The following is a 12,626-nucleotide window of genomic DNA, read 5'->3' as shown; positions in this document are numbered from 1 at the left end:
TATTGGCGTGGAGACGAGTGTCGGTAGTAATGGACAGGACTCGTTCGTCGAACGTCCTCTTTGTCGTTCTGGATACGGTCCGAAAGGATCATCTCGGCCCGTACGGCTACGAACGGGAGACGACACCCGAACTAACTCGGTTTGCCGAGGAAGCAACCGTTTTCGAGTCGGCGACCGCCCCCGCTCCGTGGACGTTGCCGGTCCACGCCTCGCTGTTTACCGGCCTCTATCCCAGCCAGCACGGTGCTGATCAGGGAAGCCCGTACCTCGACGACGTAACGACTCTCGCATCGATTCTCTCGACGGCAGGTTGCGATACGGCGTGTTACTCCTCGAACGCCTGGATCACCCCCTACACCAGCCTCACGGACGGTTTCGACGACCATGATTCGTTCTTCGAAGTCCTGCCTCGCGACGTTCTCTCGGGCCCCCTAGCAAGCGCCTGGCAAACGGTCAATGACAACGACTACCTGCGCGAACTGGCGTCGAAACTTGTTAGACTCGGCGCGATGGCCCACGCAAAACTCGCCAGCGGGGAGGGCGCAGATTCGAAGACGCCGGCAGTTATCGACCGAACCAGGTCGTTTATCGACGGTAGCAATAGCGAAGCAGGCTGGTTCGCGTTCGTCAATCTAATGGATGCCCACCTGCCATACTATCCACCCGAAGAGTATCGGGAGACGTTCGCTCCCGGCGTTGACCCCGACGACGTCTGCCAGAATTCCAAAGAGTACAACTCCGGCGCTCGAGCAATCGACGACGACGAATGGGAGGCCATCCGCGGGCTCTACGACGCCGAGATAGCCCACATGGATGCCGAACTCGGTCGCCTGTTCTCGTGGCTTCGCGAGACCGACCAGTGGAAGGACACGACGGTTATTGTCTGTGCAGACCACGGCGAACTCCACGGCGAGCACGACCTTTACGGCCACGAGTTCAGCCTCTACGACCAGCTTATTAACGTTCCACTGCTCGTGAAACATCCGGATCTCGAAGCCGGTCGTCGCGACGACCTCGTGGAACTACTGGACCTCTATCACACGACCCTCGACGCGATGAACGTCGACCCGGACGCACTGGGCGAGACGGGCGGAGAGGATGGCGCCGTCGGTTTCGATCCGACGCGATCGCTATTCAAAAGCGAGTACCGGGAGTTCGACGGTGGAACTGAATCAGACCCCGGTCAGCACGCGGTACTCGAGGGTGAAGCCGGTGCCGATTACGCGTTTGTCGAGTACGAACAACCGGTCATCGAACTCCACCACCTCGAGGAGAAAGCCAACGAGGCCGGCATCGTTCTCCCCGACGATCATCGTGCCTACTCGCGATTGCGGGCCGCCCGAACCACCGATGCAAAGTACGTCCGTGGGGATCGGATTCCCGACGAAGGCTACCGACTGGACGATGATCCGGCCGAAGACTCGCCCGTTAATCCGGCCGACGACGAGATCGTAGCCGCCACGGAGCGGGCGCTCGCTCGGTTCGAGGAAGCCGTCGGCGGCGCGTGGGACGACCCCGACGAACGAGTCGCCGACAGTGGCGACGCACTGGCAGAAGCAGACGAGGAAACCCGAGACCGACTCCGAGAGCTGGGCTACCTCGAATAAATCGTCGGTTCGACTGGGCACCAACCCGTATGGATCACGCCTGATTGTGGTACCCGATAGGGGCGATTGCGGTGACTTTCCGGGAACCAATAAGAATACGTAGGTCGACTCGAAAGGTAGCCGCAACTAATGGAAGACCAGCACTTCCTCGAATCGGACTGGGACTACTGCCTGGTGCTGGATGCGTGCCGGTACGACGTGTTCAGCGAGGTGTACGACGACTATCTCGATGGAACGCTGGAAAAGCGCTGGAGTACGGGTTCGTCCACGCCAGAATGGGCCTATCGAACGTTCACCGACAACCACGATCTCGCTTACTTCTCCGGAAATCCCTTCATCAACGACTTGGGCATCCCACTGAACGAACTCAAGTGGGGAGCCAGCTGTGATTACGAGTGGTCGGCATCCGAACACATCAGTAACGTCTTCGACGTCTGGAAGACCGGCTGGGACGACGACCTCGGGACGGTGCCACCAGAGAGCCTCGGGGAGGCTTTTCACGAACACCGCGATGCCGTCGAGAAAGCGGAACGAACGGTCATCCATTATATGCAGCCACACGCACCCTACCTCTCTCGTGGAAAAGGACAGAAGCTAAAACAAATTCAGAAAAGCATCCGAAAACAGGAGGAAGCCGAAAAGGAGACCGACGGCGGGGGCGGGGCGCTTTCGTCACTCGGCGATACGATCCGACCGAAGGTCGAAAACACACTCGAGGGAAGCGAACTCGCCCAGAAAGCTGGACTCTGGCTCGAACTCGATCCGGCAGACCTCGTCAAGAACGGAACCCGTGAGACCGCGATGGCGCTTTACGAAGAGAACCTTCGAATCGCCCTCGAGTCGGTCGCCGATCTGATCTCGGAACTGGATGGTACAGTAATCGTGACCGCCGACCACGGGGAAGCGTTCGGCGAAGAAGGCGTCTGGGAACATCACATCGAAACGCACATCCCGGCACTCATGGAGGTGCCGTGGCTCGAAGTCGAATAACGCTCCGTTCGAGTGACAACAGTCCCAGTAACGGGAACGGGAACGGGAACGGGAACACTGACCGTCGATTGGCCTCGTCGATCCCGATCGGTCAACGAGACCTTCAGGGAATAGACATGAAAATCAGCCACTACTTCGAACTCGAGGATCACGTCACTGGCGGTATCCACGAGTCGGTCGTCCATCAGCGGAAGATGCTTGATCTAATAGGCCTCCCGTATACGACCGAACCCTCCCTCGATGCCGACGTGTTTCACTGTAACCTCATGGGACCTCGGTCCGTCTGGTACGCGAAACGAGCCCGTCGGCGAAACATGCCAGTCGTTGCGAACACACACGTAACGGCGGAGGATTTCGGGGACAGTTTCCGATTTACGAACGCTCTGGCGAAGCCACTGCGGCCATATCTGGAACGAGCGTACGGGCTGGCCGACGCTCTGGTCTGTCCATCCGAATACAACCAGCGGCTGATCGAGACGTACACCGACGTGTCGACTACGGTCATCTCGAACGGCGTCGACCGAGGGAAATTAGAGGGGTTCGAATCGCTCGAGGCGGAGTATCGAGAGCGATACGACCTTCGTCCACCGGTCGTCTTCCTCGTCGGTCACGTCATCAAGCGAAAGGGACTCGAAACGTTCGTCGAACTGGCCAGGCAGAAACCCGATCTGGATTTCGCCTGGTTCGGTCCCCTTGATCTCTCGCTGAAGGGGCGAGAGACGACGGAACTGATCGAAACGGCCCCGGAAAACTGCACGTTCACCGGATACGTAGACGACATCCGTGGTGCATTCGCAGCAGGAGATATATTTTGTTTCCCGACACACGAAGAAAACGAGGGGATTGCGCTCCTGGAAGCGATGACCGCCGGCAAACCAGTCCTCGTCCGTGACATCGAGACGTTCTCGTGGCTCGAAGACGGGACGGACTGCCTGAAGGTATCCGAGTCGGGTATCGGAGGGTTCGTCGATGCTATCGATCGGCTCTCCGATCCAGCAGAACGGGACCGCCTCGGATCAAACGCAGCCGAACGGAGCGAAGCCTTCTCGCTCGAGTCGGTTGCAAACCAGTATCAGTCGTTGTACGAGGAGGTGGCTTGAATGAAAATCGGATACTTTACAGACAGTTATTTTCCCGAAATCGACGGCGTAACGTACACGATCAAACTCTGGCGCGAAGAGTTAGAGCAGAAGGGACACGAAGTGTACGTTATTTACCCGGATGGCAATTACGAGCCGGGTCCCCGTGAAATCCCGGTCAAGTCGTTGCCGAACCCGTTCTACGCCGGCTACCGGATACCGCTTACGAGGCGACCGTCGACGCTTCCCGACCTCGATGTTGTCCACTGTCACGGCCCTGCCCCGATAGGTCTCCTCGGTCGCTACTACGCCTGGAAACACGACCTGCCGACGATATACACCCACCACACACCACTCGAGGAGTATTTCCATCAGAGCGTCAAATTCGAGTCGATCGCCACCGCCCTCTCGAAGGGATACGTCCCCGCGGAGAATGCATTCCTCAGGAGTTTCGACGTCGTTACCGCATCGACTGAGCGCATCGAGCGATCCGTCGAACACGTCCAACTCCCCGTCGGGATCGACATGGACTTTTTCCAACCGACGGAAGACGATTGGTATCCAGACCGGACGGTTATCGGTTACAGCGGACGGCTGAGCATGGAAAAAAACGTCAGCGAAATCCTGCGGGCCGCCGAGGAGTGTCCGGAGTACGACTTCGTCGTCGTCGGCGAAGGGCCCTACAGAGACTGCCTCGAGCGCAACGCACCTGACAACGTCGAGATCCGTGAGTTCCTTCCGCGAGAGGAGCTACCGACCTTCTACTCCTCGATCGATGCCTTCCTGACAGCCTCGACCGCCGACACGCTCGGACTCTCGACGCTCGAGGCCAACGCCTGTGGGACGCCCGTTGCCGCGGCCGACGTGCCGCCGTTCGATCGGACGATTGACAGCGACAACGGCGAGCGATTCGAATACGGCGACCTCGAATCGATGGTCGACGCCATCGAGACCTGTCTGGCAACCGATCGTGAGACCAGAGCGGCCGTCGAACGTTACTCGGTCAGCTACACTATGGACCACCTCGAGCAACTCTACCACAACGTGCCGCTCTCGAGGGAGGAAGTTTCCGCCGAAGCTGACAATTCGTGGCGGTTCTCCGAAGAAGAACGAAGCTGAGCCCTGTTCGTGCGGTCCGATACCGCCCTGGTCTCGTTCGGTCCGAGCCGTAGGCGTTTTTCGTTAGCAATTGCGCCTGTTTTCCTCGATTCGTCGCCATCGAACAACATGCAGTCATCGACTCGAGCAGCCTCATCTACTCACCCGAAAATGACGATACGGTGTCTCAACGATTCTGTGTCCACCGGTAGTCCACGGCCGGAGAATATCGTTACCTGGATCACGGTAATTGCGAGCGGGGATGTCTGCCCACCAGATATATTTTTATTAACTTTATAATAAAAATTAAGTTGCTGTGGTGGTATAGCATGCCAATAGTAGTCGAAACGATCTGGCAGTTCAGTGCTGAGAGGTGCCAGTTGACTACGGGGGCTGAGACACGATGCACGACGGAGACAATTCGAACCACGAAAGCGAGTCGACAGGCAATCGGTTAAAACGGCGATACTTTTTGACGACAGCAACGGCAGCCGCCGGCACCGGCGTATTCAGCGCGAGCGGGGCTGCGACGGCGTTCGAAGGGGCTCGACACGTGATTCCCGGTCGAATCGAGGCCGAGGACTACGACACCGACGGATCGTTCTGGGCGTATCGCGATGCTTCGACGGGCAACAGCGGCGGGGCGTACCGTTCGGATGGCGTGGACATCGAGGAGGGGGGCGACAACTACAACGTAGGATGGACTGAGGCTGGCGAGTGGCTCAACTACTCTGCGACAGTCGAATCGACGGGAACCTACGAAGTCACAGCGCACGTTGTCTCGGGCGGTGGTGGCGGGACGATAACACTTCTTCGAGATCAGCGGAGTCTGACGACGTTCGACATACCGGATACCGGAAGCTGGCAGTCCTGGACGACGGTCACCCGGGAAGTCAATCTGGATAGCGGCGAGTGCATGATCGCCATTCATTTCGACACCGGCGGAACCAACATCGATTGGCTCGAATTCTCGCAAGTCGATGGCGGACGCGAGAACGCCGATGAGGGCAATACCGGTGACGAAGACGCTGACGAACAGTCTGCGTACGCCGATCACAGCTTCCCCGGCCGGATCGAAGCCGAGGAGTACGATACCGGCGGACAGGGCGTTGCGTACAACGACACTACGTCGGGTAACGCAGGCGGGGCGTATCGTTCGGACGGCGTGGACATAGAGGGCGGGGGTGACAACTACAACATCGGATGGACAGAGGCCGGCGAGTGGTACGAGTATACCGTCGACGTCACCGAAGGAACGTACGACCTGACAGCGAACGTCGCCTCGAACGCCGGCGGCGGCGCGTTCCGCGTCGAAGTCGACGGGACGGATGTCACCGGGACTATCACCGCCCCGAACACCGGCGGCTGGCAATCCTGGACGAGGGTGACAGCAAGCGACGTCTCGCTCTCGAGCGGACGGCAGGTCGTGCGAATCTACGTCGAGGACGGCGGTTTCAATTTCGACTGGATTGAAGCCGAAACCGGTGGCGACCAGCCGCCGGAAGACGGTGACGGCGCGGACAACTATCCGAACCTCGACGGAAATAGCTGGCAACTGGTCTGGAACGACGAATTCGACGGCAGATCGATCGATTCCTCGAAGTGGAGTTTCGCGACCGGTGGCGGATGCGGTCAGAACGGCAGGCTGAACACGGACTGCTCCTGGGGCAATCAGGAAGAGCAGTATTACACTAACGGCGACAACGCCTGGGTCGAGGGCGATCGTCTGATCATCGAGGCCCGCGAAGAAGCGGCGCCCAACGGACAGAATTCGTACACGTCCGCCCGACTGGTTTCGGAGAACAAGTTCGAGAAACAGTTCGGACGCGTCGAGGTCCGTGCCAGACTACCCGCGACACAGGCCCTCTGGCCCGCCATCTGGATGCTCGGTCAGGACATCGACAGCGTCAGCTGGCCGGACTGCGGCGAAATCGATATCATGGAACTGACGGGCGACGACACGGACACCGTCCACCAGACGATTCACGGTCCTGGATACTCCGGCGGCGGCGGTATTTCAGCGAATTACGACATCAATGGCGACTTCTCACAGGAGTTCCACGACTTCCAGCTTACGTGGTACGACGACCTCTTGAAGTTCTGGGTCGACGGCAACCACGTCAACACCCTCACCCCCTCGGACGTCGGCGGCAACGAGTGGGTGTTCAACGATCAGTTCTTTCTCCTGCTCAACGTTGCCGTCGGCGGCCTGATGCCCGGTTACCCCGACGGGCGCACCCAGCTTCCCCAGCGTATGGAAGTCGAATACGTCCGGGTCTACGACCCGGTCTGACGTCCGGCCAGTCATCCCAACTTCCCCTCCGCAACGCTAGTGCGACCGTTCACTCGATCCTGCGGGTTCGTCGAGGTGTCCTGCGATTTCGCTGGGATTCCCCGAGGTTCGTCGGGACATAGAACCGGCGTCGTCGGTTTCACCTATCTTGCCGGGTCATAGAGGAGACGCCGCCTGGTCACGAGTTTGGGTAAGCCCGATCCGATCCCCGCCCGTGTAAACAATGTTCCAGTTCGATTGCGGCAGGTGTCAGCGAACCGACGTGGTGTGATTCGGAGGTATTGGGGCCGGTTTGGCCTCGTTCGTGCTGGCAGGGTTTTGCCGGGCCGATAGAAAGTGTGGCTGAAACTAACAGAATGAAATAACGGCGCCGAACCGTTCGAATCCTTCATTTCAATATCGCATCCCACCGAACGAATTCGGTACGTCATGATCGTGATGGATACAGCTACATGGCGGCCCGCAGCGGTCGCTATGACGAATCAACCACCGTGATGACGTAGTGGTGGCTGGCACAACGTCATAACTGGTCCCAGGTATATTTCCTCCTATTTTTATCTAAATTAAATTTTTATTTGGTTTAAATACATTTTAGTAATTTAATTCCAAACAATATATCTATTAGATATTGGTACTGAGTGAACATGTCCGAATCATCAGAGGGCAGTACGAACTCGAGTGGCAACACTGGCGGGCACGATCGGCGTACGTTCGTACAGGGAATCGGCCAGTTACCGGTATCGGGCTACTTGCTGAACAATCGACGAACACGTACGAATGCGAAAAGCGGAAACGGAAAACAGGGAGTGAGAAGCAACGGAACCACCAGAACGTACAGCATTCATGCGGTACGGCTAGACATCGTCTACAACCGATACGGGCTACACCAGCCCAACGGAGCAGCGTACGTCCTCGAATCGGATCTGGAAGACGTGCGTGGCGCGTCGGGGAAGACGCCCGATGATGGATTCGCACTCATAGAGGACGAAAACGCGACGGACGAGAACGGCGGACCCGATCCCTCGAAAATCGAACCGCTGGTGATCCGGGCGAACGAGGGAGACACCGTCAAAATCGAGTTTCACAACCATCTCGATGAGCGCGCATCGATCCATCAGACCGGACTGCCGTACGACGTACAGCAGTCGGACGGAATGTCCGTTGGGTACAACGCCGACACGACGACCGCACCCGGTGAGACGATCACGTACGAATGGGAGGCGACACACACCGGGACGCACTTCTTCTACGACGGTGCGAACCAGGCCGTCGACTCGGCGTCCGGAAAGGTAGACCAAGTGAATCTCCTGAAACGCGGCCTCTTTGGCGCTCTCGTCGTCGAACCGCCGGGTGCGACGTGGACGGATCCCGAAACGGGGGGCGAACTCCGGAGCGGTGTCCGCGCCGACATCACCGATCCCAACGGGCTCGGGACGAGTTACCGCGAGTTCGTGACGTTTTATCACTCGCCATCTGGCATGAAGCCGCGTGTCGACTGGCCGCACTCGAACACCGAACAATCCATCCACGCGATCAACTACCGGGCGGATCCGAGCGGCCAGCGCGTCAACAACAACTGCCCGGACTGTGATACCGAAGAAACGTTCTATCACTCCTGGACGCACGGCGATCCTGGCGGGGGTGACAACGTCTATGCGGCCTACAAAGGCGATCCGATCAAGTTCTGCTTCGTCGGTGCCTCGGCCGAAGAAAATCACGTGCACCATCTCCACCAACACCGCTGGAAGCAGGTCCCTGATACGGATGCCGATACGGTCGACGCACAGACGATCGGCCTCGGGGATGCGTACCAGTCGTATCTCGTTGCCGGCCACGGGACCGGCTCGCTCCGGCCGGGTATGAAGTTCGAGGAGGCATTCGAGGTCGGTGCCGGCTACGTCCACGGAACGACCGGGGACATCCTCTTTCACTGTCACTTGTTCCCACATTACGCCGAAGGAATGTGGGGGACAATGCGCGTTCTCGACAAAGAGCGGGACTTCCTGCAACCGTTACCCAACACGAGCGGTATCATCCCTGCAGATTCCGAAACGCCTGGTTTCCCGGAGTTCGTCGGTGACGCAATCAAGAACGTCAACGGTGTACAGGACCCAACGGGGTACCAGGCACCTGAGCCGCCGAACCAGTCCGTCGATTCGCCTCGGGAACCGACGGCCGTCGAGAAAGCGGCCCTGGGCGATACGATACTCCCGGGCGCACCCTATGCCGACCCCGCCCCCGATACCGGGGCAAACCGGACTATCGAATACACGATCGCCGTCATGTCGACGGATATCGCGTACAACGACGCTGGTGAGCACGATCCGGACGGAATCTGCTACGTTCTCGAGGAAGCAAACGTCCCCGGGGTGACCGACGGGCCGACGACGGTCGACGACGCTGCGCGCGTCAGAAACGGCGAGATGAATCCGGAACCGCTGTTCCTCCGGGCGAACGTGGGCGACGAAGTCATCATCCGTTTGAAAAACGAACTCACGGATGAAGGTTACGGCGCATCGATCCACCCCCACTTCGTCGGGTTCGACGTTCAGGGGTCGGACTCGTTGGGCAACGGATTCAACTACTATCAGGGGTGTGATCCCGGTGAGACTAACGAGTATCGGTGGTTTGCGGACGAGCAAGGGGCGATTTACTTCCACGACCATATCGTTGCGCTCTCGGAGGGTCAACACGGAATGTTCTGTGGACTGCTCGTGGAACCACGGGGATCAGAGTGGCGGGACCCGTATTCGGACGCACCGATATTCAGCGGTGCGCAGGCGAACATCATCACTCCGGAGGGATCAACTGACAGTGATTTCCGGGAGCAGGCCCTACACTATCACGACTTTGCCCCGTTGAAGGACCAGCGCGGAGAGTTCATCACCGACAGACGAGAGCATAATACGAACGCCGGGACGATGGCGATCAACTATCGAAACACGCCCTACTACACGCGGGGGGACGCAGACTCGGCGTACGTTCACAGCTCGCAAGTCCACGGCGATCCATCGACCCCGGTACTGGAAGCGTACGAAGGTGATCAGATTCGGTTCCGTCTCTTCCAGGGTGCATACGAAGAACAACACAACTTCGCCGTTCACGGGTTGCGGATGAACCCAGAAGGGTTCTCCGCGGAGGATCACGTCTCGGAGCTGATCAGCCCGTCCGAAGCATTCACCTACAAACTGACGCCAGAAGCCACACAGCATCAGTTCGACCGAATAACGAACCCAGACGACATTCCGGTCCGGGATTATCGGTACGGATCGAACATCGTCGACGATCTCTGGTGTGGAATGTGGGGGCTCGTCCGTATCTGGGGCGGGTCAGTCACGCACCTCCAGGCACTCGACGACTACGGCGCTCCGGACGGAACGATCGCCGATGCTGAACTGGCGGCTATGGGCCATCCCTCGCAGTTCTCCGACCACGACTGGACCGCGGACGGGCAGCGCGCCAGATTGCTATACAGTTCCGACGAAACGGATACGACCGTCCCGCCGGACAGGGACGCCCGGCAGAACGAAAACGTCGGACGGATTCCGCCACAGCCCGCCGCGGACGACAAAGGCCCGGGCACGCCGGCCCCATCCGCCGACGTCGAGACCGTCCGTGAGTACAATATCACGGCGTTCCAGACGGAAATCCCGTACAACGATCACGGCGACAGCGATCCGTCGGGAATCGTGTTCGCGTTCGATCGGTACGTCGACGAGATCAAGGCCGGCCAACGGCCGGTCGAGCCGCTGACGCTCCACGCCAACGAAGGAGATCTCGTAAAGATCAATCTCACGAACGAACTCCCGGCCGATCTCGACAATAGCGACGCACATCCCCAAATGCGGATCAAACGTAACTGGGATCGATCGACTCGGATCTCACTACATCCGTCTCAGGTTCGACTCGACGTCAACGGATCGAACGGGTCGGCAGTCGGATTTAACTACGACACGACAGTCGGCCGCGGCGACACGATCAGCTACGCATGGCATGCAGACGTCGAACTTGGAACTGTCCTCCTCACGGACGTGGCCGACATCCGGAGCAATCGCCATCACGGCGCCTACGGGCAACTGATCGTAAACCAGTCGGAATCGATCGCGCTCACCAACCACACGGCCGAGGCGACACCGGGTCGCCGAACCTCGATGATCAAGACGAAGTCCAGGAACGCCGACGACTTCCGGCAGAAACCCCTGTTGTTTGCCGACGCCCAGTACATCACAAACCGTGATGCGCCAAGTAGACCCATCGTACCGAGCGATGGTGATGAAGGTGATACTTCCCGACCGAACCAGATCGGTGAGGCCGAAGATCACGGCTACGCGGCGATCAACTACCGTTCCGAACCATTCCGCTATCGCTTCCAACAAAACGATTCTCAGCACCTGGTATTCAGTTCCGACGTGCACGGAGATCCGAACACGCCCATCCTGCGAGCGTTGAGCGGCGACCCCGTCCGGTTTCGCGTCGGGTGCGTCGCCGACAAGGCTCGCGGGATTTCGTTCCATCTTGCCGGGCACCAATGGCAGCGCTTCCAGGGCGTCGACGCGTCACCCGTCGTCGGCGTCGACGGATCGTACGGTCCCGGGAAGGCGGAAAGTTTCGACCTCATCAACGGGGCAGGAGGGCCGTCAGCCACCGAGGGCGACTATCTCTATCAGGAAACCAAACAGGGCAGACGGCTCGAATCCGGGCTCTGGGGCATTTTCCGGGTTCGAGACGATCCGAACGGATTCGAACAGGACGATCCGCAGCCGCTACCGCAGCGATCCACCAACGTCCCGCTGCAGGCCAGACCCGGATACGTCGTCGCGAAGGGAAAGATAACCGGCGGGAACAAGATGGATCTCGTCGTTGGCGTCCCGGAGAGCGATATCGGTGCTTACAACGCCGGCGGCGTCTACGTCTTTACCGACACGCCGCCGGGTCAGGTACGGGATCTCTCGAACGCCGATCTTGCGATATTGAGCGAGACGACCGGCCGACGTGCAGGTATCGACGTCACCCTGACCGACGCGACGGGCGACGGCGGCAATCGTGGTCCAGGTCGTGGCCGCGGTCGTTCGAACGGCCGACAGGGTCCGCCACCCTGGGCAGGTCCGTCGAAGGAGCGTCAGGGACCGCCGCCCTGGGCAGGCCCGAATCGAGGGACCGATATCGTCGTCCACACCGACGGGGACGGAGACTTCGTCGTCGACGGCGAGTCGCTCCAGGACCTGATCCGAAACGAACCGCCGTCCGCACTCGCCGAGTTCGTCAGGAACACGACGAACACCGAAGTCTCGTCTATCGTCCCGCTCGAGGAGGTCGGAACGCCTCGCTCGGCATAGGACGCGACGAGAGGAGCGATCCGCCCGCTTGCGGGAATGACGAGGTGGGCAGCAGCAATCGCGTGCGGCCGGCCGAAGAGTCGGTGGCGTTGTGAAGACCCCCACGCGAAGATGACTTCCTTTCAGGCGTGGCGAATTGGGAGGTCGAAAACCAGGACAGTCTCTCGAATGACCTCGAGCCGTTTGGCACGCGTTGCTGGGGCTTCGACACGGGAAGCCGATT

Annotated in this window: 6 protein-coding genes; all 6 read left to right on the top strand. The window is 59.4% G+C overall.

Features of this window, described 5'->3' with window-relative positions:
• The first annotated feature begins 29 nt into the window (after positions 1–29).
• The 6 genes from HYG82_RS23220 to HYG82_RS23195 all read left to right on the top strand — a co-directional run bounded on the left by HYG82_RS23220 (position 30) and on the right by HYG82_RS23195 (position 12,403).
• Positions 30–1,607 (top strand): sulfatase, encoded by a 1,578-nt coding sequence (locus HYG82_RS23220; protein ID WP_179259514.1) that lies wholly within the window; start codon positions 30–32, stop codon positions 1,605–1,607.
• Between the two features lie 129 nt (positions 1,608–1,736).
• On the top strand, positions 1,737–2,597 hold the full coding sequence (locus HYG82_RS23215) for a hypothetical protein (RefSeq protein ID WP_179259513.1): 861 nt from the start codon (positions 1,737–1,739) through the stop codon (positions 2,595–2,597).
• A gap of 116 nt (positions 2,598–2,713) precedes the next feature.
• Entirely contained in the window at positions 2,714–3,697 is a 984-nt protein-coding gene (locus HYG82_RS23210; RefSeq protein WP_179264325.1) for a glycosyltransferase family 4 protein, read from the top strand.
• Positions 3,698–4,795 carry a glycosyltransferase gene (locus HYG82_RS23205; RefSeq protein WP_179259512.1) on the top strand — a complete coding sequence of 366 codons (1,098 nt, stop codon included), beginning with the start codon at positions 3,698–3,700 and terminating at the stop codon, positions 4,793–4,795.
• 451 nt (positions 4,796–5,246) lie between these two features.
• Positions 5,247–7,067 (top strand): carbohydrate-binding protein, encoded by a 1,821-nt coding sequence (locus HYG82_RS23200; RefSeq protein ID WP_235217801.1) that lies wholly within the window; start codon positions 5,247–5,249, stop codon positions 7,065–7,067.
• A 644-nt stretch (positions 7,068–7,711) separates the two neighbouring features.
• Positions 7,712–12,403, top strand: coding sequence for a multicopper oxidase domain-containing protein (locus HYG82_RS23195; RefSeq protein ID WP_179259510.1), 4,692 nt, complete (start codon positions 7,712–7,714; stop codon positions 12,401–12,403).
• The last annotated feature ends 223 nt before the right edge of the window (positions 12,404–12,626 follow it).

Origin of the sequence: Natrinema halophilum (genome assembly GCF_013402815.2) — an archaeon.
Taxonomy (GTDB): domain Archaea; phylum Halobacteriota; class Halobacteria; order Halobacteriales; family Natrialbaceae; genus Natrinema; species Natrinema halophilum.
The sequence above is the reverse complement of the archived record's forward strand: the minus strand, read 5'-3'. Positions and strand labels throughout refer to the sequence as shown.